Annotated in this window: 22 protein-coding genes, 2 tRNA genes and 2 pseudogenes; 11 read left to right on the plus strand and 15 right to left on the minus strand. The window is 69.3% G+C overall.

The window, feature by feature from the left end; all coding sequences use genetic code 11:
• Positions 1–36: 36 nt before the first annotated feature.
• From J7656_RS10170 to J7656_RS10185, 4 genes are all read right to left on the minus strand, one after another.
• Positions 37–1,212, minus strand: coding sequence for a M24 family metallopeptidase (locus tag J7656_RS10170; RefSeq protein ID WP_017342990.1), 1,176 nt, complete (start codon positions 1,210–1,212; stop codon positions 37–39).
• 73 nt (positions 1,213–1,285) lie between these two features.
• Positions 1,286–1,897 carry a translation initiation factor IF-2 subunit beta gene (locus tag J7656_RS10175; RefSeq protein ID WP_017342989.1) on the minus strand — a complete coding sequence of 204 codons (612 nt, stop codon included), beginning with the start codon at positions 1,895–1,897 and terminating at the stop codon, positions 1,286–1,288.
• Positions 1,898–2,150: 253 nt separating this feature from the next.
• Positions 2,151–2,225: transfer RNA gene (locus tag J7656_RS10180), tRNA-Met, on the minus strand.
• A 158-nt stretch (positions 2,226–2,383) separates the two neighbouring features.
• The gene (locus tag J7656_RS10185) at positions 2,384–2,623 is read right to left on the minus strand and encodes a hypothetical protein (RefSeq protein ID WP_017342988.1); all 240 of its coding nucleotides are present in this window, start codon (positions 2,621–2,623) and stop codon (positions 2,384–2,386) included.
• A gap of 99 nt (positions 2,624–2,722) precedes the next feature.
• Between J7656_RS10185 and J7656_RS10190 the strand changes: the two genes are divergently transcribed.
• Positions 2,723–4,339 carry a long-chain-fatty-acid--CoA ligase gene (locus J7656_RS10190; RefSeq protein ID WP_017342987.1) on the plus strand — a complete coding sequence of 539 codons (1,617 nt, stop codon included), beginning with the start codon at positions 2,723–2,725 and terminating at the stop codon, positions 4,337–4,339.
• A gap of 64 nt (positions 4,340–4,403) precedes the next feature.
• On the opposite strand, the gene J7656_RS10195 is transcribed toward J7656_RS10190, so the two are convergent.
• The gene (locus J7656_RS10195) at positions 4,404–4,799 is read right to left on the minus strand and encodes a DUF5779 family protein (RefSeq protein ID WP_017342986.1); all 396 of its coding nucleotides are present in this window, start codon (positions 4,797–4,799) and stop codon (positions 4,404–4,406) included.
• 106 nt (positions 4,800–4,905) lie between these two features.
• On the opposite strand from J7656_RS10195, the gene J7656_RS10200 reads away from it, so the two are divergent.
• The gene (locus J7656_RS10200; protein ID WP_017342985.1) at positions 4,906–5,586 is read left to right on the plus strand and encodes a DsbA family protein; all 681 of its coding nucleotides are present in this window, start codon (positions 4,906–4,908) and stop codon (positions 5,584–5,586) included.
• A 93-nt stretch (positions 5,587–5,679) separates the two neighbouring features.
• Complete coding sequence (locus J7656_RS10205) at positions 5,680–7,023, plus strand: MFS transporter (RefSeq protein WP_017342984.1); 1,344 nt, start codon at positions 5,680–5,682, stop codon at positions 7,021–7,023.
• Positions 7,024–7,093: 70 nt separating this feature from the next.
• On the opposite strand, the gene J7656_RS10210 is transcribed toward J7656_RS10205, so the two are convergent.
• A complete protein-coding gene (locus J7656_RS10210; protein ID WP_017342983.1) occupies positions 7,094–8,149 on the minus strand; it encodes a M42 family metallopeptidase in 1,056 nt (351 codons plus the stop codon).
• A gap of 151 nt (positions 8,150–8,300) precedes the next feature.
• On the opposite strand from J7656_RS10210, the gene J7656_RS10215 reads away from it, so the two are divergent.
• On the plus strand, positions 8,301–9,074 hold the full coding sequence (locus tag J7656_RS10215) for a prephenate dehydrogenase (RefSeq protein WP_017342982.1): 774 nt from the start codon (positions 8,301–8,303) through the stop codon (positions 9,072–9,074).
• A gap of 52 nt (positions 9,075–9,126) precedes the next feature.
• Positions 9,127–10,590: a small ribosomal subunit Rsm22 family protein gene (locus J7656_RS10220; RefSeq protein ID WP_017342981.1), complete on the plus strand. Its 1,464-nt coding sequence runs from the start codon at positions 9,127–9,129 to the stop codon at positions 10,588–10,590.
• 31 nt (positions 10,591–10,621) lie between these two features.
• On the opposite strand, the gene J7656_RS10225 is transcribed toward J7656_RS10220, so the two are convergent.
• Positions 10,622–11,353, minus strand: a complete 732-nt coding sequence (locus J7656_RS10225; protein ID WP_211553240.1) for an SOS response-associated peptidase — start codon at positions 11,351–11,353, stop codon at positions 10,622–10,624.
• A gap of 25 nt (positions 11,354–11,378) precedes the next feature.
• Positions 11,379–12,136, minus strand: a pseudogene (locus J7656_RS10230) (glycerophosphodiester phosphodiesterase).
• 98 nt (positions 12,137–12,234) lie between these two features.
• Here J7656_RS10230 and J7656_RS10235 point away from each other — a divergent pair.
• Positions 12,235–13,001: pseudogene (locus tag J7656_RS10235) on the plus strand (ribonuclease H-like domain-containing protein).
• 109 nt (positions 13,002–13,110) lie between these two features.
• On the opposite strand, the gene J7656_RS10240 reads toward J7656_RS10235, so the two are convergent.
• Positions 13,111–14,319 (minus strand): polymer-forming cytoskeletal protein, encoded by a 1,209-nt coding sequence (locus J7656_RS10240; RefSeq protein WP_211553241.1) that lies wholly within the window; start codon positions 14,317–14,319, stop codon positions 13,111–13,113.
• Between the two features lie 169 nt (positions 14,320–14,488).
• Here J7656_RS10240 and J7656_RS10245 point away from each other — a divergent pair, with 169 nt between their 5' ends.
• The 4 genes from J7656_RS10245 (at position 14,489) to J7656_RS10260 (ending at position 15,676) form a co-directional block, all read left to right on the plus strand.
• Positions 14,489–14,671 carry a DUF5786 family protein gene (locus tag J7656_RS10245; RefSeq protein WP_017342976.1) on the plus strand — a complete coding sequence of 61 codons (183 nt, stop codon included), beginning with the start codon at positions 14,489–14,491 and terminating at the stop codon, positions 14,669–14,671.
• A 140-nt stretch (positions 14,672–14,811) separates the two neighbouring features.
• Positions 14,812–15,060 carry a hypothetical protein gene (locus J7656_RS10250; RefSeq protein ID WP_026046198.1) on the plus strand — a complete coding sequence of 83 codons (249 nt, stop codon included), beginning with the start codon at positions 14,812–14,814 and terminating at the stop codon, positions 15,058–15,060.
• A 115-nt stretch (positions 15,061–15,175) separates the two neighbouring features.
• A complete protein-coding gene (locus J7656_RS10255; protein ID WP_008445671.1) occupies positions 15,176–15,373 on the plus strand; it encodes a DUF5800 family protein in 198 nt (65 codons plus the stop codon).
• A gap of 102 nt (positions 15,374–15,475) precedes the next feature.
• Positions 15,476–15,676, plus strand: a complete 201-nt coding sequence (locus tag J7656_RS10260) for a hypothetical protein (protein ID WP_017342975.1) — start codon at positions 15,476–15,478, stop codon at positions 15,674–15,676.
• A 927-nt stretch (positions 15,677–16,603) separates the two neighbouring features.
• Here the strand turns inward: J7656_RS10260 and J7656_RS10265 are convergent.
• From J7656_RS10265 to J7656_RS15320, 6 genes are all read right to left on the minus strand, one after another.
• A complete protein-coding gene (locus J7656_RS10265) occupies positions 16,604–16,819 on the minus strand; it encodes a hypothetical protein (RefSeq protein WP_082224245.1) in 216 nt (71 codons plus the stop codon).
• Between the two features lie 401 nt (positions 16,820–17,220).
• Positions 17,221–17,395 (minus strand) — tRNA-Trp (locus J7656_RS10270).
• Positions 17,396–17,484: 89 nt separating this feature from the next.
• Complete coding sequence (locus tag J7656_RS10275; protein ID WP_017342973.1) at positions 17,485–18,465, minus strand: hypothetical protein; 981 nt, start codon at positions 18,463–18,465, stop codon at positions 17,485–17,487.
• A gap of 105 nt (positions 18,466–18,570) precedes the next feature.
• Positions 18,571–18,798: a DUF5795 family protein gene (locus tag J7656_RS10280; RefSeq protein ID WP_017342972.1), complete on the minus strand. Its 228-nt coding sequence runs from the start codon at positions 18,796–18,798 to the stop codon at positions 18,571–18,573.
• A gap of 105 nt (positions 18,799–18,903) precedes the next feature.
• On the minus strand, positions 18,904–19,908 hold the full coding sequence (locus J7656_RS10285) for a DUF5794 domain-containing protein (RefSeq protein ID WP_211553242.1): 1,005 nt from the start codon (positions 19,906–19,908) through the stop codon (positions 18,904–18,906).
• The gene (locus tag J7656_RS15320; protein ID WP_484494414.1) at positions 19,909–20,340 is read right to left on the minus strand and encodes a DUF8099 family protein; all 432 of its coding nucleotides are present in this window, start codon (positions 20,338–20,340) and stop codon (positions 19,909–19,911) included.
• Between the two features lie 91 nt (positions 20,341–20,431).
• Between J7656_RS15320 and guaB the strand changes: the two genes are divergently transcribed.
• Positions 20,432–21,919: an IMP dehydrogenase gene (gene guaB / locus J7656_RS10290; protein WP_017342969.1), complete on the plus strand. Its 1,488-nt coding sequence runs from the start codon at positions 20,432–20,434 to the stop codon at positions 21,917–21,919.
• Positions 21,920–22,095: the final 176 nt, after the last annotated feature.

Here is a 22,095-nt window from a genome sequence, read left to right on the forward strand (position 1 = left end):
GCGGGACCGACGACGTGCTCCGGTATCGGCCCGCACTCAGACCACGTTCGAGTCGATGTCGCGCGGGAAGTTCGTGAGCCGCTCCGTCCCCGACTCGGTGATCGCGACCGTGTCGGAGTGGCGGTAGCCGTACTCGTCGGTGTAGATTCCGGGCTCGATGGTGTACACGTGGCCGGGCGCCATCACGGCGTCGTCGCCGTCGTAGCGCTCGCCCCAGCCGCGGTCGATGTACGGCGGCTCGTGGGCGCCGAGCCCGATGTTGTGGCCGACGTGGTGTTGCGCGAGGTCGGTCACGCCCTGCTCCTCGAAGTACTCCCAGACGACCTCGTCGACTTCGGCGACCGGGACGCCCGGGCCCAGGGCGTCGATGGCGAGCGTCTGCGCCTCCAGCATGAGCTCGAAGTAGTGCGCCTGCTCGTCGGAGTAGTCGCCGACGAACATCGTCCGCTCTAACTCCGAGCGGTAGCCGTCGACGTTCGCCGTCGCGCCGGTGACCAGCACGTCGCCCTCGGAGAGCCGCTCGTTCGGCGTGTGGCCGTGCGGGAGCGCAGTCTCCTCGCCGGAGATGTAGCCGGCGTGGACCGGGCCGTCGCCGCGGACGCGGACGCTGTACGCCTCGCCGAGCGCGTCGAGCATGGCGCGGGAGGCGTCGGCGGACGCGCGCTGCGAGACGGTCGCGGGATGCGCGCCCGGCTCGGAGTAGTCGGCGAGGTAGCGGTGGCCGAGGTTCGCCCACTTCGCGGACTCGCGGATCAGGTCGACCTCGGCGTCGGACTTCGCCCAGCGCATCCGGTCGACCCACGACTGCGTCTCGACGTCGAGGAACTCGGAGAACGCGGGGCCCTCGTACCCCATCACGCCCGGCGGGCCGTCCGCGTCGGCGGCGATCGCGTCGGCGCCGAGCCCGTTCAGCATCTCGACCGCGACCGAGACCGGCTCGCCGCCGGGGTAGTCGAAGTAGTCGTGGACGGCGTCGATCCGCGGGTTCGGCTCGACGCGCTCGACCTCCAGTCTCGGGACGGTGATCTCGACGCGGTCGTCGGTGACCGCGAGGACCACCGGGCGCTCCGTCTGGATGTGGTGGAAGCCGGTGAGGTACTCTATCGCTGTCGCGCCGACCCACGTCGCGGCGTCGGCGTCGGTGTCGGCGAGTTGGTCCCGCACGGCTGCGAGCCGGTCTGCGAAGGCCGACTCGGGGAGTCGCGTGGCCATGGCTCAGGATACGAGAACGCGCGGATAAACGGTCGGGTAGCGGAACGGCGGGGACGGGCTCTTCCGGCTCTGCTCAGTTCTCTCGGCGGGCGAACGCGAGGTTGCCGGAGACGTTCTTGATGTAGGCGGTCACGGTCTCGCCCTCCTGCGCGCCGGGGACGAAGATGGTGTACTCGCCGCGCTCGGCGACGCCGTCGCCCTTGCGGCCCGTGCCGACGATCTCGAGCTCGTACGTGTTGCCCGACTCGACGGCGTCCTCCTGCCGCTGGGTGTTGGAGGTGTTCTGTTTCGCCACCGGCCGGAACGCCCCGCAGGCCTCACAGCGGAGCATCGGCGTCCGGTTCTCGGTCTCTAATCGCGTGTCGGGGAGGCCGCACTCCGAGCAGGTGACGAACGACTCGATGTACGAGTCGATCGCGGCCTGGAAGTCGCGCTCGCGGAAGTTCCCGCTGTAGCGCGCGCGGCCGTCCTCGTACTGGCCGGCCGTGCCGAGCTCCTGCTGGATCTTCGAGTGGACGTGTTCGGGGTCGCGGCTCAGGGCGTCGGCGATCGCCGAGAGATTCGTCAGGCGGGTGAACGCCCCGTCCTTCTGCCATTCCGGGTCCGGGACCGACAGCCGCTCGTCGGAGCCGCCCAGATCTGGTACCTCATCCATCGCGCGGTCGAGGCTCGATTCGTAATCCATACGCGAGGAAACGACAGCGCGACGGAAATCGCTTCCGGGTTCGGTGGCGGCGGCTCCGGAAGGTGGAAACGACGTTGGTGTGTAATGACCGGTCAGGAGTCAGTCGGCTTCGAAAGAAAGTAGCGGGAGGTAGATTTGAACCACGGTCACTCCGCTTCGCGCCGTTCCCTGGTTCAAACTGCTCCGGGGCTATCTCGTCGACGACGCCGTTCACGCCTCGCTGTGCTCGGCGTTCACTGTCGTCGACAAAAGATAGCGGGAGGTAGATTTGAACTACCGATCTCCGGGTTATGAGCCCGGCGGAATCTCCTGGCTATCCCATCCCGCTATCGTAGCACAATCGGGTGCGACTGTTAAGGGTTCTGATCCCGACGCCGGTGTGCGATTCGTCCACGCGTCCGCGGCGGTCGCGAACCCTCGCGTGGGCGCCCGAATCGGAGCCGCAGATCGCACCGAGCGGCCGCTTCGCGGACCGCCTTTCCGTCGTCACTCCCCGCCTGCGCCCTCGTCGTCGCTTGTCTGCGCCGCGACGGCCTTCATGCGGATCCGGAGCGCGAGGACCGCCACAAAGGCGAGGCCGACGGTCACGGCGACATCGGCCGGGTCGCCGGAAAGCGCCCGCTGCGCGGTGAGCCCCGCCATCAGCGCGAACATGAACGACAGCAGTCCCGCGATCGGAATCACGTACCCCTCGCCGAACGCCGACCCTTCGGACTCGTCGCTCATTTCTCACCCCTCTGCCGCCGACCGTGAAAAGGCTCCCGCGACCGTCCGTCCCTTGCGTCGGCCGCAAACGATTTCACGCATCATCGATAGTGATAGACGATGCACAAGCCGCTGTTGACGACGGACTTTCTGGACCGAGCGCGGCGCCACTACGCCGACGAGGAGGCCGTCCTCGCGGTCGACGGGACGCGATACACGTATGCGGAGCTCGGCGAGCGCGCCGACCGCTTCTCCGCCGCGCTTCAGGCGCGCGGGATCGAGAAGGGCGACCGGGTGGCGGTGTTGGACCCGAACACGCACTACCATCTGGAGGCCGCCTACGGCGCGATGCAGGTCGGCGCGGTTCACACGCCGCTGAACTACCGGCTCACGCCGGACGACTTCTCGTACATGCTCTCGGACGCCGGCGTCGACGCCATCTACGCCGACGCCGAGTACGCCGCGAACGTCGAGGCGATCCGCGACGAGGTGCCCACGGAGACGTTCCTCACGAACGATGCGGACGCGGTCGAGGGCGACTGGGAGTCGTTCGACGCCGCGCTCGACGACGCGGACCCCGACGCCTACGAGCGCCCGGAGATGGACGAGGACGAGGTGATAACGATCAACTACACCTCCGGGACCACCGGCGACCCGAAGGGGGTCTGCCGGACTCACCGCGCGGAGACGCTCCACGCGTACCTGATCTCGATCCATCAGGAGATCACCGACGACGACGTGTACCTCTGGACGCTGCCGATGTTCCACGTCAACGGCTGGGGCCACATCTACGCGATCACGGGGGCGGGCGCCCGGCACGTCTGTACCCGCGGGGTCGACGTCGCGGAGACGTTCGACCGGATCCGCGGCGAGGACATCTCGTACTTCTGTGCGGCGCCGACCGTCCTCAACATGCTCGGCGACCACCACGCCGAACACGGGGGCGCGACGACGGGCGACAACGACGTGCGGGTCGCCACGGCGGGCGCGGCGCCGCCGGAGGCGACGATCCGCACCGTCGAGGAGGAGTTCGGCTGGGAGCTCAAACACGTGTACGGTGCGACCGAGACGGGCCCGCTGATCACCACCTCAGACGCGAAGCGGCACTTCGACGAGGGCGCCGACGACCGGTTCGCCGTCAAGAAGACTCAGGGGATCGGCTACCTCGGCACGGAGGTGCGCGTCGTCGACGAGGACGGCGAGGACGTGGCCGCCGACGGCGAGACGATCGGCGAGATCGTCGTCCGCGGCAACCAGGTGATGGACCGCTACTGGAACAAGCCCGAGGCCACCGAGGAGGCGTTCTCGGAGCGGTTAGAGGGGTACTACCACATGGGCGACCTTGCGGTCGTCGACGAGGACGGCTTCGTCTCGATCCAAGACCGCAAGAAGGACATCATCATCTCCGGCGGGGAGAACATCTCCTCGATCGAGTTAGAGGACACCCTCTTCGAACACGACGTCGTCTCCGACGTCGCCGTCATCCCCGCGCCCGACGAGCGCTGGGGAGAGACGCCGAAGGCGTTCGTCGTCCCGGAGAGCGGCGATCCCGACGACGCGGGCGCGACGCCCGAGGAACTGAAGGCGTTCGTCCGCGACCGCGTCGCCGACTACAAGACGCCCGGCGAGGTGGAGTTCGTCGCGGAGCTTCCCACCACCGCGACCGGGAAGATCCAGAAGTACGAGCTGCGCGAGCGCGAGTGGGACGAGGAGGACCGGATGGTCGGAGAAGGGTAGCGCACCCCGGCCGAGTTCGCGAGGCGCCCCGGACGGTCAACGGCTCCGTTTTTCGGCAAACCGCTCAGTTCTGGTCGGCATCCGCGCCGCTCCGGTCCGCGCCGGTATCCTCCCCGTCTGCGTCGCTGGCACCGTCGTCCCGGACGTCGTCGTCATCGCCGCCGGAGTCGCTCAGCCGGTCGGCCTCGATGCTCACGCCCGGTGGAGTGACCACGAGGAAGCCGCGGAAGTGCATCAGCTCGCCGTCCATCTCCTTCACGTCGCGCGCGAAGGGGGCGGCGAGCTCGTTGAGGTCGCCCTCGATCGACAGCACCAGCGTGTTCCCGTAATCAACGCTGCGGACCCACTCCTCCGGGTCGGTCGTGCCGTCCAAGACGCCGAGGACGACGTCGCCCGCCGCCGCGAACGCCTCGTCCATCTTCGCTTCGGCGTCCCGCAGGTCGAGGTCCCAGTCGCTCATACGTGGGAGTCGACAGGTGGCGGCAAAAGCGTTCGGGAGCCGGTCTGCCATCCGGACGCCGCCCGGTCGCGGAGTCGTTAAGTACGCGCCGACCCCAGCAGCGGACATGGAACGCACGCGGCGATCCCTGCTCGCGAGTGCGGCGTCGGTGGGCGTCGTCGGCGCGGCGGGGTGTCTCGGCGGTGGCAGTGGAACCAGCCTCGACCTCAGCGGCGTCGAACTCGACACGGGCGAGTACGACTGCGACCTGACGGAGCCGTCGGACCCGAACCTCGACTACCGGCCGACCCTCGGCGACCCCGACGCCGACGTGGTCGTTCAGGCGTTCGAGGACTTCACCTGCGGACACTGCGCGAGCTACAAGCTCGACCACTTCCCGACGATCCGCGACGAGTACATCGAACCCGGCGAGATACGGTACGAACACTGGGACTGGCCGATCCCGGTCGACGAGACGTGGGCGGTCCCCGTCGCGAGCGCGGCCCGCGGCGTCGGCGCGCGCAACGGCGACGAGGCGTTCTTCGAGTTCGCCTCGGCGGCCTACGAGACGCAGGGGAGCTACAGCGGGGAGACGCTCGGCGCCGCCGCGGAGGCCGCCGGCGCGGACCCCTGCGCGGTGCTGTCCGACGCGCGGTTCGCGGCGTACGGGGAGGCGTCGGCGGACGATAGGTCGGAGGGCGCGTCGATGGGCGTCGAGGGGACGCCGACCATCTTCGTGAACGGGAGCCCCGTCGAGGAGGGGTACGGCGCCCAGTCGATCGCGGTGGCGATCGACGCCGAACTCTGAGACCGACGGCGTCTCGTCGCGGCCGTGGAAATATCAGGAAGCCACTTTTACGGAGCGTCGATCTTTTGACTGTTCGACCCGTTTTATAAGTAGATGAGCGACGCCGACTCCCCCGCCGCGGTCGAGCCCTCCGCCGACGGCCGCTCGGTCGACGCCGCCGGCCCGGCCGACGGCAGCGCGTTCGACGCGGGCGAGGCTGACGCCGCCGATCGCCGTCGCCTCGGCGCGGTCGTCCTCGCGGTGCTGATCTCGCAGGTCCTCCTCTACCCCGGCGTGCCCGACCTCGTCGTCGCGCTCGGCGCGCCCGCCGGTATCGACGCGGGGATGTGGTTCCTCGTCGCCGAGTTCGGCGCGTTCGTGACGTTCGCGGTCGTCTGGGGGGCGCTCTCGGACGCGCTCGGGCGGCGGACCCCCCTGATCGTCGCCGGCGCGCTCGGCGGCACGGCCTCGTACGTCGCGCTCGCGTCGCTGCCGGGGCTCGGACTCGGCTTCGAGGCCGCGCTCCTCGTCAGGGTCGTCGGGGGCGCGCTCACCATCGGCGCGTTCTCGCTCTCGATCACGCTGCTGATGGATCTGCGCGGCGGCAACGGCCGCAACATGGGGACCGCGGGGCTCGCGATCGGGCTCGGGGCGGCGGTCGGCTCGGTCGTCGGCGGGGCGCTCGCCGACCTCGGCGCGCTGTACCCGGTGTACGCGGGTGGGGCCGTGCTGGCCGCGGCGGGCCTGCTCGCGGCGACCGTCGACGACCGGGCGGGGGCTGGCTCCACGGACCCGGAAGTCGACTCCGAGGCAGTTGAGATCGACGACGTCGGCTTCGGCGCCGTGATCGCTCGCGCCCGGACGACGCCCGGCCTCCTCGTACCCCTAGCGTTCGGCTTCGTCGACCGGCTGACGGCGGGCTTTTTCGCCTTGGTCGGCGTCTACTACTTCCAGGACCCGGCGACGTTCGGGCTCTCGGCGGCCGGCGCGGGCGCGACGCTCGCGCTCTTTTTCGTTCCGTTCGCGCTGCTCCAGTCGCCGTTCGGGGCGCTCTCGGACCGGATCGGTCGCTTCCTCCCCGTGGTCGCCGGCTCGCTCGCGTACGGTGTCGTCACCATCGGCGTGGGCGTCGCGCCGGCGTACCCGATCGCCGCGGGGCTGATGGTGCTGGTCGGGGTCTGCGGCGCGCTGATGGCGCCGGCGACGATGGCGCTCGTCACCGACCTCGTCGAGCCGGAGGTCCGCGGCGCGGCGATGGGACTGTTCAACGTGTTCGGCTCGCTCGGCTTCCTCACGGGCTTTCTCATCGGCGGGAGCGCCACGGACGCGTTCGGCTACACGCCCGCGTTCCTCGCGGTCGGCGGGCTGGAGCTGGCCATCGCGATCGCGCTCCTCCCGGCGGTTCGCTCGATCTCGCCCGGCGCGGGCGTGATCGGCCGGCTCGGCGCCGAGGGGTGAGGTCGCTTCGACCGGCCCGAGAAAGGGGTCGACGCGCCGTCGCCGTCGCGTGCCTCCTCGCGGGCCGGGATCAGCTCGGCGCGTACCCCTCGCCGTCCTCGGTGTCGAGGAAGGCGGTGAGGAGGTCGACTGCGGCCTCAACGTCGCGCGCGTCGGCCGTCTCGACGGCGGAGTGGTGGTACCGGACGGGGACGGAGAGGGCGCCGACCGGTCGCGCGCCCCCGGCGTTCTGGAGCGCGCCGGCGTCGGTCCCGATGTTCCGAGCCACCTCGCGCTGGAAGTCGATTCCGCGCTCCTCCGCGAGGGACTCGAGCCGTTCGACGACCGCGGGCGTCGGGACGACGCTCGCGTCCTTCCGCTTCACGCCCACGCCGTCGCCGAGCTTCGACATTGCGTCCGCCGGGTCGACGCCGGGGTACGACTGTTCGAGCGTCCCGTCGATCGCGACGGCGAGGTCCGGGTCGACGTCCACACCTAAGGCGGCCGCGCCCCGCAGGCCGACCTCCTCCTGGACGGTCGCGGCGTAGTGAACCGTCACGTCGGGGTCCGCGCGCCGCGCGGCCTCTACGAGCACGTACACGCCCGCGCGGTCGTCGAGCGAGGAGCCGGCGACGCACCGCCCGATCTCTCGGAGGTCGGCGTCGAACGTGACGACGTCGCCGACGCGGAACGTCTCGGCGGCCGCCGCGGAGTCGAGCCCGGTGAACACGTGCGCGTCGTCGAGCGTCCACTCGTCCGGCGCCGCCTCGGCGGCCGTGTGCGCGGCCGTGACGCCGACCACCGCGTCGTACTCCCCGTCGTCGGCGTGGACGGTGACCGGATGGCCGCGGAGCGCGTCCGGGTTCCAGCCGCCGAGCGGCTCCACGGAGAGGAAGCCCTCGTCGTCGACGTCGCTCACGACGAGCCCGATCTCGTCCATGTGCGCGGCGACGAGCACCTCGTAGCCGGGAGTTGCGTCTCCCTCGGCGGTCGCGACGACGTTGCCCATCGCGTCCGTCCGCACGGCGTCGACCGGGGGAAGTTCGTCTCGCACGACGTCCCGGATGCCGTCCTCGCGACCGACCGGCCCGGGGGCGTCCGCCAGTCGCGCGAGCAGGTCGAAGTCGAGCGTGGCGTTCGCGGTCACGTCCCGACCTTGGCGGGTCGCGCGTGAAAGTCCGGGGGTCGCGGCAGAACCGGCGCCCCCGCGATCGGCTCGGCGGGACGCAGCGCCGATCGCCCGCTCCGCCCCGAGGCGAGTCCTTTTAACCGTCGCGTCGCCTCGGATCCCGTAACCGATGGACCTCCTCGTCGTCGGCGCCGGTGAGATCGGGCGCTGGGTCGCCGACACGGTCTCGGCCGACGCCGCACCCGTCGACGCCAGCGTCGCGTTCACCGACCGCGACCCCTCAGTCGCGGCCGACGCCGCGGCGGGTCGCGACGCCCGGACAGTCGATGTCGACGGGGACACCGTCCACGACGCCGTCTGCCTCGCGGTGCCGATGTCGGCGGTACCCGCGGCGGTCGAGGCGTACGCGCCCCGCGCGGAGGAGGCGATCGTCGACGTCTCGGGCGAGATGACCGACGCGCTCGCCGCGATGCGCGAACACGCTCCCGGCCTCGAACGGGCGAGCTACCACCCGCTGTTCGCCCCGCCCCGAGTCCCGGGCAACGTCGCGGTCGTCATCGACGAGGGCGGGCCGGCCGTCGAGGGGCTCACCGCGTCGATCGAGGCCGGCGGCAACGACGCCTTCGAGACGACCGCGGACGAACACGACGAGGCGATGGAGACCGTTCAGGCGGGCGCGCACGCGGCGGTCCTCGCGTGGCGGCTCGCCGCGGAGCCGGTCCGCGAGGAGTTCCACACCCCCGTGTCGGCCGCGCTCGACGAAGTCGCCGACACCGTCACGGAGGGGTCGCCCGCGGTGTACGCCGAGATCCAACGCGCCTTCGACGGCGCCGAGGACGTGGCCGACGCCGCGGCGGCGATCGCCGACGCGGACGACGAGGCGTTCGCCGCCCTCTACGAGCGCGCCCGCGGCGACCGCGAGGGGCGGGACCGGCTGGAGTGAGACGACGCGAAGCGGACGGGACACACCAACACGCGAGACAGACGAGACACCAATGATCGACAGAACCGCGGTCCGGAACAACGCGAACTACCTGCGCAACGTCAGACCGATCGACCCCGAGGAGATCGCCGAGTACATCGAGGGGACCCCGCATCCGGCGGTCGTCCGCGAGACGCTCCGCGAGGAGGCGTTCGACCTCCGACTCCGCGAGCGCGAGGACGGGGCGTTCGTCCCCGTCGAGGAGTCGCCCGTCGACCCGCCGGGCTGGGCGCCCGAGGCGCTCCCGGAGACGTACGCGTTCGCGGTCGAGGACCTGCTGGTCCGCGAGTACGGCGCCAACTGGCACCGCGGCGAGTCCGGCGACGAGCTCCGCGAGCGGGTCCGCCGGCTGAAGACCGACTACCTCTACGAGAACGAGGTCGAGTACGACCGCGTCGCGGCGCTCGGCTACGCGATATACCACCTGCCGGCGTACTACGCGACGGTCGGCTACGTCCTCGACGACCTGACCGAGAACGGCCTGCTCGACCGGACGCTCCGCGTCCTCGACGTGGGCGCCGGCGTCGGCGGGCCCGCGCTCGGCCTCCACGACTACCTCCCCGACGACGCGGTCGTCGACTACCACGCCGTCGAACCGAGCGCCGCGACCGACGTGCTCGACCGGATGTTGGAGGAGACCGGCCGCAACTTCCGGACGACGGTCCACGAGACGACCGCGGAGACGTTCCTCGGCCTCGACGAGGGAGAAGAGCCCGCCGGCGCGACGAACGACCCCTTCGACCTCGTCCTCTTCGGGAACGTCCTCTCTGAGCTTGCCGACCCGGTCGCGGTCGCGGACGCCGCGCTCGACGCGCTCGCGGCCGACGGGAGCCTCGTCGCGTTCGCGCCGGCCGACCGGAACACCGCAATCGGGCTCCGCCGGGTCGAGCGCGCGCTCGTCGCGGGCGACGACGGCGGCTACCCCGGTAACGACGCCGAAATCTACTCGCCGGCGCTGCGGCTGTGGCCCGACGCGGTTCCGACGGATCCCGGCTGGTCGTTCGACGTCGCCCCCGACCTCGCGGTGCCGCCGTTCCAGCGCCGGCTCGACGAGGCGACGGCGCGCGGCGAGACCGACGAGCCCGGCGAGTTCGTCAACGTCGACGTCCAGTTCGCCTACTCGATCCTCCGCCGCGACGGGAAGCGCCGCGTCGACGTCGAGGCGAGCGCGGAGCGGTGCGCGCGGATGGCCGAGTCCGAGCGCCACGTCACCGACCGGGTGAACCTGCTCGCGGTGAAGCTGAGCCACGACTTGAGCGAGGGGGAAAACGCGCTCTACCGCGTCGGCGACGGCTCGCAGGCGACCGACCACTACCTCGTCTGTACGCGCGAGACGGCGCTGAACCGCGACCTCGGCGAGGCCGGCTACGGGTCGGTCGTCTTCGTCGAGAACGGGCTCGTCCTCTGGAACGAGGACGAGGGCGCGTACAACGTCGTCGTCGACGACGAGACGGTCGTCGACCTGGTCGCGCCCTGACAGGGCCGCTTTTCGGCGTCGGACCGCCCAGTCAGTCGCCCGCGACGGGCTCGATCAGGTCCGGCGCGTCGACGCTCGGCGAGTTCACCCGCGTCGACACCGGGTGCGCGGTCAGCTCGTCGCTCGGGTACGGGTCGAGCAGCGCGGCGGCCTCGTCCGCGTCCCCCCGGAGCCACGTCTTCTCCTCGCCGGCGTTGGGGTCCAAGATCACCGCCATCCGGTGGTGGAGGTCTTCGACGAGGTCGTTCGGCTCGGTGGTGACGACCGCGAACGTCTCGACCACGTCCGGGTCGTCGGCTCCGGCGGCGCCGTCCCCGTTCCCGCCACCGAACGTGCCGAGCCCGGTCTGGGTCGTCTCCGGCTCGGGCGGCTCCCAGCGCTCGTAGATGCCCGCCATCGCGAACGGCCGGTCGTCTTCGAATGCGACGCGGTAGGGGGTCTTTCCGGAGCCGCGGTCGCCGCCGACCCACTCGTAGAACCCGTCGGCGGGGACGAGACAGCGCCGGCGCTCGAACGCGTCGGCGAAGCTCCGCTTCTCGCGGACGGTCTCCGCCCGGGCGTTGATGAGGTCGAACGACTCGTCGGCCCACGAGGGCGTCAGCCCCCACTCCATCCGGGTCGACACCGTCGGGTCCTCGTCCGCGATCACCGGGAGCGACTGCCCGGGCGCGCAGTTGTAGCTTGGCTCGTGGTCGCCGAAGTCGGCGCCGAACCGGGCTTCGAGGTCGGCGGTCGGCGTGAACAGCGTGTAGCGGCCGCACATGTCGCGGGCTAGGGCCGGAGGCCACTTAATCTCGCGACGTTCCGCGTATCCCCGGCAGCAGGTCCCACCGGTCGGCGATCACCCCGTCGACGCCGGCCGCGAGGAGCCGCTCGGCGTCCTCGCGGTCGCGCGCGGTCCACGCGTTCACCGCGAGCCCGGCCTCGCGCGCCGCGTCGACGAACCCCGACTCCGTCGCGAGGTCGATCGGGAGATGGACCGCGATACAGCCCAGCTCGGTCGCCCGCTCGACCGCGCGCTCGGGGCCGCGTCCGCGACGAGCAGCGCACGGTCCGTCTCGGGATCGCGGTCCCGGAGCGTTGCCAGCGCCTCCGAGTGAAACGACGAGAACAGCACCTCGTTGTCGGCCCGCCGAGCGACGCCGAGCGCGTCGCTCGCGACGCCCGGCTCCTTGAGTTCGACGTTGACGAGGAGGTCGTCGGGCGCCGCGTCGAACACCGCTTCGAGCCGCGGGATCGGCTCGCCCGAGTCGAGGACCGTCAGATCGCGCAGCGCCTCCCAGTCGGCGTCCGCGACGCGCCCGAACGCGTCGGTCAGTCGGTCGAGCTCCGCGTCGTGGAAGACGACGAGCTCGCCGCTCGCGCACCGACGCACGTCGACCTCGACGGCGTCGACGTGCGGGGCCGCGCGCTCGACGGCCCCGACCGTGTTCTCCGGGTACTGGCCGGCGCAGCCGCGGTGGGCGATCAGAGTGACGTCGGAAGGCTCCGCCCGGTCGGCCTCGGCGTTCGCGTCTGCTCCCCATCGGCTCGCGCGGTCGCTCACGCGTTCACCTCGGGGTCGAACCGTGTTATCCCTTCCCCCGGCTTCGCCGCGCGACCGCTCCCGTCGGGTTTTTGCCCGCGCGCCGCTCCGGGACGGATATGCGCATCGAGAACAGCTTCATCCCCGTCGAGGGGTGGGCGAGACGACCGAACGGCGCCTCTGGGGGCGAGGGGTCACCACGTGGGAGGAGTTCGACCCCGCGGTCGACGTGGCGGGCGTGGGCCCGACGACCGCCGACCGGATCGAGTCGTTCATCGCGGAGGCGCTCGCGCGCCTCGACGACGGCGACTCGGCCTACTTCGACCGGGAGTTCCCCTCCGGCGAGCGCTGGCGGCTCTACGAGAACTTCCGCGAGGAGACCTGCTTCTTCGACATCGAGACGACGGGGCTCGACGAGCGGCGCGACCGCGTGACGACCGTCAGCTTCCATCAGGGCGGCGAAACGACGACGCTCGTCGCCGGCGACGACCTCACCGCGCGGCGCCTCCGCGAGCAGTTCGCGGACGCGAGCCTGCTCGCGACGTTCAACGGCGCGCGCTTCGACGTCCCCTTCCTGGAGACCTCCTTCGACGTCGAAATCGACACGCCGCACCTCGATTTGATGTACCCCGCGAAGCGGATCGGTCTTTCTGGGGGACTGAAACCGATCGAGAAGCAGTTGGGGATCGAGCGCGACCGCCCGGACATCTCCGGGCGCGACGCGGTCCGTCTCTGGCGCGAGTACGAGCGCGGCGACGAGGACGCGCTGGAGACGCTCGTCTCGTACAACCGCGAGGACACCGTGAACCTGCGGACGCTCGCCGACGCGGTCTGCGACCGGCTCGACGACGAGGTGTTCGTCGCTCCTGACGGAGACGGCGACTGAGAGGGGTCCGATAGGTCGCGGACGGGAGGTATGAACCGTTGCGACGGATCGTCGAGGTCGTTACCTCGCAGGAGAATTTCGCAAAACTCGACGCCCGATCCGTCCGCGCTCAGGACTCGTCGTCGGCTGTCGGCGCGTCGGCGGTCACCGGCGCGGCCTCCTCGGCGGTCTCGTCGTCGGTGGTCTCGTCGTCGGCGGTCTCGTCGTCGGCGTTTTCGGCCTCGTTCGCGTCGGCTTCGGTGACCGCTTCGCCGTCGACGGTCTCGTCGTCGTCGGCCTCCAGTCCATCTGCGCCGTCGGACGCCGACGGTTCGTCCTCGACCGGCTTGTCGTCCGTCTCGGATTCGTCGCCGTTGGTATCGGCGTCGGCGTCGTCGGCAGCCACTTCGTCCGAATCGTCGAGGTCGGTCTCGCTCGCGTCGTCGGCCGCTTCGTCTGCGTCGGCGGGGTCGGTCTCGTCCGCATCGTCGTCCGCTTCTTCCGTCTCCTGGATCAGCTTCATCTCGCCGCGCGCCCGGAGGGTGCCCTGTATCTCCGCGCCGTCGTACACGACCAGGTCGCCCGCGGAGACATCGCCGAGGACGCGCGCGCCGCTCTCGACGGTCACGGTTCCTCCGCGGGTCGTCACGTCGCCGTGGATGACCGTGTCGGCGCCGACGGTGACGTCGTCGCGGGCGCGCAGCGAGCCGAACACCTCGTTGCGCTCGCCGACGCGGATCGACTCGGCGCGGAGGTTGCCGTGGAGGCGGCAGTCGTCGCCGACGGTCGCCGGCGTCGACACGCGCCACGCGTCGTCGGAGATCTCGGCGCTCCGCGGGACTAACAGGGGATCCCGGACGTCGTCGCCGTCGGCGAGCGCCTCGGCTAACTCGTCCGCGGCGTCGGTCTCGCCGACGCGCAGCAGCTGCGAGAGGACGATGAAGTAGAAGACGATCGTCGGCACCGGGTTGCGGATGACGATCCAGCCGTTGGCCTCGAACCCCTCCTCGATCGTCACGTCGTCGCCGATGTCGAGGTCGCCGGAGACCATCAGGCGGCCGGTGACGGTCACCCGCTCGCCGAGGTACGCGTCCTCGCCGACCAGCACGTTACCGTCGACGGAACACCACGTGTCGAGCCGGCAGTCGCCCTCGGCCTCGATATCGTCGCCGACCCTGACGCGCTCGCCGATCGCGACGTTGCGGCCGCGGACGCCGAGCTCGACGGTCGACTGTCCGCCCACGAGCACGTCGCCGTCGACGACCACGTCGTGCTCCTCGACGGTCGTCCCGGACGGGATCGAGAGCTCCTCTATCGGACCGTCTCCTCGCAGCGACACACCGGGAGCAGTCGCCCCGCGCTTATAAACGGTGCGGGGCGTCGGACGGGCGTCGGACGCACGCGCGCAGCGTCAGGTCCGGAGAACTCCCTCTCGGACCGAGACGTGAATCCCTACCGCGGCGGATCACGGTCGCTGCGCTTTTCAGTGCGCCGCCGAAGAGACACCCATGGGATTCGGATCGTACGACGAGAGCGAACAGAAGGACCAGGACGTCGACACCGACGAGGACGACGCGGTGAACGTCCACGAGAACGACCACGACGGCGACGTCACCATCGAGGGCGACGCCGACACCGACGACCTCGTCGGTCGCCTCTCGGAGATGCGCGACGACGAAGCCGAGGACTGAGTCGCCGCCCGCCGCCGAGACGCTCTGTAGCCCGAGACGCTCTGTAGCCCGAGACGCGGACGGCGTGGACCGACCGTGGGTGTGCGTGTCGTTCACACTCCCGATTTGGATTTATTTTCTACCGCTCCCGTTGGTACTGTATGGCACGGAGACGTAACCGAGCCCCTCGATTCGGCCGACGAGCGCGCTCCCGTCGTCGGGGGCACGGGCGCTCTAGCGGTCGATCGGACGAGACCGACGACGCCGGAGGAGACGGCCACGGCGACGAGGCCTCTGCTGCGACGGTTGCGCTCGCGCGCCGGCTCTGCGCGGGCGGAAACGGACAGGCCTGTGAGATGCTCGAACGGCTCTGCGAGTCGGGCTACGACGCCGCCTGCGACGCGACCTGAGGTCGCCTGCGGTCGCGGTCCGCGCGAGCGAGACCGGCGCCGCTGGTTCGCACGCGCGACGGTCGTCTCCCGGCAGTGCGTGTTCCTTATCACCTCGAACGGAGTACTCGGAACCATGAGCACGGACCTGACGTTCACTGACCGCGGCGTCGACGTCGTCTACGAGGGCACGGAGTTCGAGTTAGAGAAGACGCTGATCGAGGAGGCGACCGGGAAGTCGTACCGCGACGTCACCGACCACGAGGTCCTGACGATCGTCGCCGAGGACCCGAATCTGGACGGCGAGCCGGTCCGAATCGGCGACGTGCTGTAGCGTCCCGGGACGGCGCTGTCCCGCTCACTCGACCGCGGCGCTGCCGCTGCGGTCCCGCGTTCCGACCGGACGACTTTTTCCCACGCCCACCGAAGCGAGGGTATGGAGATCGGATTCGACCTCGGCGCGAACGTCCCGTCCGGCGTGCTCGCGCTCCACGCCGTCATCGCCGTCGTGTTCCTGGGTCTCGCGGGCGTGAACGGCTCGAACGGCGAACTGATCGGGTTAGGGATCTACCTCGCGATGGCGGGCATGATCGGGCTCGTCGGCGTCATGGCCGCGCGGATCGTGGCTCGTCGGTAGTTGGAAGCCAAATCGAATTTTCGACGACGCCGATCGGTAAGTGATACATTCTGACCGGGGCGTGGTCAGTACAGCGGTAGCGGCGAGCGACAGCGGGAGTAGGTATCGCAGCTCGGTGGCGACGAGCGTATTTAAATAGCCGCGAGCGACGGCGACAAGTGCTTATAAAAGGAGTGCGGTGGCGCGCCTCCGAGCGGCCGGAGCAAAGCGGAGGCCGCGAGCCAGCCCGCGAGGGACGCCGCGAGCGGAGCGAGCGGCGAGGCTGGGGAGGTGTGAGGCTGCGGTGCTGTGCGGAGTGGGTGGGACTCAAAGGGGCAGCCGTCGAGGCGGGCGGAGGCGATGTAAGTAGCGTGGCGCTACGCGCCACTGAAAGCCGGCGGCGAAGCCGCCGGCGACACCGCAGGAACGAGCGAAGCGAGTGACGAGGAGCACAGCGAGCGTCCGCCCGCCTCGACGGCTGGGGCTTTGGAGGCACTCACCGCAGTAGCGTCAGTCACTTATAAACAGCCGACAGCAACACAGCTATTCTCCTTATAAATGGCCTCACTCACAACCTACGACACCTACTCCCGAAACCGATAAACAAGCACCATTCAGCGACCAGGTGTTTCATCCCAAGTTATATTTGAAGAATAGGGTTTCAACAGAGTCGCTCGAAGTCGTTCCTGTTGAGACCGATGAAGAACGCCAGACCGCGCTCAAGGCTGTGAATTATCTCGATGACCGAATGATCGCGTTCGATTCGTTCCATGCCGCTACTGCCAAAAATCGTGGCATCTCATCTCAAGCTCTGACAAACCATACGAGGATGTCGATCCCGAGCGTCTTCCGCTGGAACCGACTGCGAGGAGTGAGCCATGCCTCAGACGGACTGAGCACACCGAACCTATCCGTTTCTAAGCGTCCCAACGACGTCCAAGCTGAATGTCACCGCTCTCTAAATTTGACCGTGTAGCCGTTATTGCGGAGTGCTTCAACGAGTTCGTCTCCACGCTCGATTGTGAACTCGTGGAACGAGTTAGTGGGGCTATCTGCCGAATACAGCTCTGAGTCGATATTCTCCGGAATTTCGTTTTGATGGGTATCCTCTTGGACAACAACGGGCTGGCTGGGTACGTGGGTAGAACTGCTATCTTCTGACATTCGGACGTCCCATGTTACAACCACTCGGTCATTTGAATTCCGATTCTGATTTCTGTTGAGAGAGCTATCTGTTTTCTATACCTCTCACGGCGTTTTTGCCAGAATAGGGTGGAGAGCTTCGGCGCATTGAGGACGCTCAAGATAGTCTACTTCGCTTTACATCATCTTTCCAAATTGTATCATGTCGCGTGTCATCATTCCCTGATCGAATAAAATACAATTATCCTTGGGGCAGAGAACTTAACGGACAGAGCCTCTGCTGCCAATTACGGAGTGTTTCGGAGTAATATGGGGCCGGAGGGATTGTGAACCACGCGGACTTCGCTCCGCTCGTCCGCTGGGTTCAAATCCCTCCTCAGCACGTCGCCGTCGCTCGCGAGTTTGCTCGCGACGGCAGAAAGTGGGGCCGGAGGGATTTGAACCCCCGATCGACTGATATCTCCGGTGCGCCTCGGAACTCCAGAGGGTCGTCAACACGACCGATGATCAGTCGGCCGCTCGGTATATCAGTCTGGAGTGTCGTCCCGGGCGCAAGCCTCTGGAGTCAGTCGCCATGCCTGGCTTGGCCACAGCCCCGCGTGATCTCGCATCAGAGCGTTACCGAAACGCGGATAAAGGGGTTTCGATCGCGTTCATCGGCGGACGGCGGGGCCTCCGCCCGGCCGTCAGGAGAGCCGCCCTGAGACCGTCCGGTACCCGCGGTAACACAGGTGTTTCGCCGCCGCCGCGGTGAAGGAGACCGGGTTCTCCTTGAACCGCGAGACGTACCGCTCCGTCGTCCGATACGCCCGCTTCGCCCGTCCGGGCTGGATCATCTCCATCGTCTCGTAACAGAGGACCGGCCTGTCGGTCCGGCGGCCGATCTCCGCCGCCTGCCGCGGGTCGCTCTCGATGAAAAGGGACGCGTCGGTCGCGTCGTAGACGTCCGCCTTGTACTCGGCGTCGTTCCCCCGTCGCTGGCGCGCCGCCTTGCTCGACAGGTCCATCATCATCAGTTCATCGTACCGCACCCCGTGTTCGTCCAGCCACGCCTCGGTCTCCGGCCGGTACTTCTCGAGGCGACTCGTGACGAGGCGTCCGATCCGCTGGTCCGGGACGACGCCCGGCGCCACCGTCGACAGGAACTCTCGATAGCGCTCTCCGTCGTCGTTCTCGGCCGGCGTGGGGTCGCGACAGAGCACCCCGTCGATCTCCACGCAGGCGTCGTTCAACACCGGGTGGTGGATCGCGTTCCACTCGAACACCCGCGGCATCGACACGACCTCCGCCCAGCGGTCGACGTACTCGGGCCCACGCGGCGAGACGTACACCGCCCCGTACGTGAGGTCGAACGGGAACTCGTGCCCGTCGAGCCTGTTCCGAGTCTCGGTCATCTGGCTCCCGGACCGCACCGAGTCGTCCAAGACCAGCACGGAGTCGAGGTCGCCGAACGACCGCCCCTCCACGCACCGCTCTCCCGAGTCCATTCGACGCCCCTCGCAGAGCCCGTCGACGTCCGTCATCGGGACGTTGAGATGGAGACAGACGAGGTTCGCAGCCAACAGCCCGCTCCTCGGGATGCCGACCACCAGGTCGACGTCGGAGAGGTCGTCCCGCGCCAGCCGGCGGGTGTCGGCGGCGAGGTCAGCGACACTCTTGTAGTTCATTACCGACGACGGACGGCCGTGAGCCACAAAGTTATGGTATCCCTAGGCCCGTAGCCGGCCCCTACCTGGGTGCGCGCGGCGCCCTCCCCGGCGTCGGCCGCTGGCCTACTCCCCCCTGTCGTCGTCGCTCCAGTCGCAGTCCTGACACTTGTACCCGGTGACGAACTCGGTCACGCTCGGCATGTACCCGACGGAGATGACGTCGCCGCCGCACTCCGGGCAGTCGCGGTCGGCGTCCGTGATCGACTCGGCCTCCAGTACCGACTCTCCTTCGACCAGCTCTGCGAGCTTCTCGGGTGTCACCATCCGTCCCTGAACGACGCGGTTCGACATACCTGCCGTTCGGGGTCGAGTACCTAAACCCCGGCGACACGCGCGAGACCCGGAGCGACGAACGAGGCAGTCGGACGTGCGCGTCCGCGGTCGATTACCGCCGGGTCACAGCCACGGCGCCCGGGAGTCGTCGTCCGTGAACGGGTCCGGGTCGTCGTCGGTCTCGCGCGCCTCGCCGCCGTTCGCGAGGACCGCGACGTCGTCGTCGACGATGGGGGCGGGCCCCTCGGGCGGCGCGTCGAGCGGCGGCTCGCTCGGCGCCTCCTCGGGTCCGTCGCCGGCGTCGGTGGAGTCCTCGCCCTCCTCGTCGGCAGGGGCGTCCGGCGCGTCGCCGTCGTGCGCGTCGCCATCGCCGGCGGCGCTCGCCACCCCGTCCGAGTTCGGGTCGTACGCGAACAAGGTCGTCACGGCGAGCACCGCGAGCGCGATCGGGGCGTCCGTCTGCATGAGGTCGAACGGGCCGAGCAGGATCGGTAACGCGAGCACGCCCAGCGCGACCGCGGAGCCGAACCGGAATCGGTCGATGTCGACGCGGCCGCGGAGGTGCGGCGACAGCAGCGCGATCGACAGGGCGAACCCGACGCCCACGGCGGCGGCCGCGGTGCCGTTGACCACGTACTCGGTCGAGGTCCGCAGGGCGAACCCCGACGGGTCGAAGCTCGCGACGAGGCCGAGCCCGATGATCACGCCCGGGCTCGGCAGGTACTCGCCGACCTCCGAGCTGGCGGTCTTGGCGGCGACGGTCAGGATGACGAGCCCGGCGAACCGCTCGAAGACGGGTAGGTTCAGCAGTCCCTGAAGCGTCGGCGCGAGTGCGGCCTCGACGGCGGCGACCGGGATGATCACCGCGCCGATCAGCAGGATCGAGGCCGCCATCTCCCGGCGGGAGCCGTCCATCTCCGCGAGGATCACCGCGGCGGTCGCGGAGCCGCCGAAGATGAGGATACCGGTCTCGACGACGCCCGTGGCCGATCCGAGGACGCCGGCGACGACGAGAGCGGGGAAGATGCCGTCGACGAGCGGCAGGGCCATGACGGTCGCGAGCAGCTTCGTCGCGCTCCCGACCTGCTGTTCGAGCCGCAGGGCGACCGGGTGGCGTGACGTGCTCATTTAGGGACGATAGCCCTGACCGGCGGGGTGGCGGTGGGACGCGTGCGACTCGCGGTGGTCCGGGGACCGGCACGCGGAGTCCACGCCGCGGGGGGTCCGACGAGCCCATGTAAAGGGTTTGCGCGGATTGCCGGCTGTAAAGCGGACGCCGAGGTCGGCGTTCGGCTGGCCGGCGATGCGCGCGTTCACGGGACTGTCGGAGTCCATACCTAATATACGTGTTTCGGTCGCGTTAAAGGTTGTGTGAGACGTGTCCGCACGACACGAAGGATCGACGACGAGAATAGCTCCTCGATGACGATACATCGACATTCCCGGAACATCTCCGATCATCTCTCGGTTTCGAATCCTCGGACGTCGGGCGGGCCGGTCGATCGAGGCCGCCACGCACGCGCCGGCGGCAGCCGCGGCCTCGTCCGCCGAAATATCCATAATCGTGTATACAACACGGATTCGAATGTGACCAACCACCACGTCCGTGCCGTCTCGCAACGCTTTTCATCGGCCGTTCATGACGCATTATATGGCGACAGATTCTGGCCGATTCTCGGCGAAGCTCGAGGTTCCGGAAGCGCTGACGTTCGACGATGTACTGCTCCGACCCAAGGAGAGCCGGGTCGAGCCCGACGACGCCGACCTGAGTACGCGGGTGTCGAAGCACGTCGAGCTCACCGTGCCCGTGCTGTCGGCGGCGATGGACACCGTCACCGAGAGCGACCTCGCGATCGCGATGGCCCGCGAGGGCGGGCTCGGCGTCCTCCACCGCAACATGACCGTCGAAGAGACGGCCGCCGAGGTCGAGCGCGTCAAGCGCGCGCACGAGCTCGTCATCCGCCGCGAGAACGTCGTCACCGTCTCGCCGGACGACACCGTCAGCGAGGCGGACGCCGTGATGGAGCGACAGGGCGTCTCCGGGGCCCCCGTCGTCGACGAGGACGACGCCGTCCTCGGGATCATCTCCGGCACCGACATCCGCCCGTACCTCGAGGTCGGCGAGGAAGACGCCGTCCGCGAGGCGATGACCGACGAGGTCATCACCGCGCCTGAGGACGTCGAGGCCCGCGAGGCGCTGGAGCTGATGTACGACCACAAGATCGAGCGCGTCCCGGTCGTCGACGGCGACGACCGGCTCGTCGGCCTCGTCACGATGCAGGGCATCCTCCAGCGCCGCGAGCACGAGGAGGCCGCCCGCGACGAGACGGGGCGCCTGCTCGCTGGCGTCGCCGTCGGGCCCTTCGAGGAGGAGCGCGCCGTCGCGGCCGACGAGGCCGGCGTTGACGTCATCTTCATCGACTGCGCCCACGCCCACAACCTCAACGTCCTCGACTCCGCGGAGGCAATCAAGGCGACCGTCGACGCCGACGTCGTCGTCGGCAACGTCGGGACGCGCGAGGCCGCCGAGGCCGCAGTCGACTTCGCAGACGGGCTGAAGGTGGGCATCGGGCCGGGCTCGATCTGTACCACGCGCGTGGTCAGCGGCGCGGGGATGCCCCAGATGACTGCGGTCGCTGAGGTCGCGGACGTCGCCGCCGACCACGGCGTGCCCGTTATCGCCGACGGCGGCATCCGCTACTCCGGCGACGCGATCAAGGCGCTCGCGGCTGGCGCCGACGCGGTGATGCTCGGCTCCTACTTCGCCGGTACCGACGAGGCCCCCGGCCGCGTCATCACGATGCAGGGCAAGAAGTACAAGCAGTACCGCGGGATGGGCTCCGTCGGCGCGATGAAGTCCGGTGGCGGCGACCGCTACCTCAAGGAGGAGGACGAAGACGAGGAGTTCGTCCCCGAGGGCGTCGAGGCGGCGACCCCGTACAAGGGGAGCCTCGCCTCCGAGCTCCACCAGCTCACCGGCGGGATCCGCTCCGGGATGGGGTACGTCGGCGCCGAGACCGTCCCCGACCTCCACGAGCGCGCGGAGTTCGTCCGCGTCTCCACCGCGGGCCAGAGCGAGAGCCACCCGCACGACGTGATGATCACGGACGAGGCGCCCAACTACAGCCCGGACGAGTAGCTCGAACGAGTAGCTCGGAGGAGTATCCCGGGTAACCCGGACGGCCGGCTCGGGCGCACGCGACCGGACCCGAGCCGGACGCCGGGACCGATCCCGCGGAGCGTCGAAGAGGTATTTTAATATAGCCAGCGGCGAGATGAAACGTGTGAGCGAACACCCCCTCGCTCCCGTCATCC

This window comes from Halorubrum ruber, from assembly GCF_018228765.1.
In the GTDB taxonomy this organism is placed as follows: domain Archaea; phylum Halobacteriota; class Halobacteria; order Halobacteriales; family Haloferacaceae; genus Halorubrum; species Halorubrum ruber.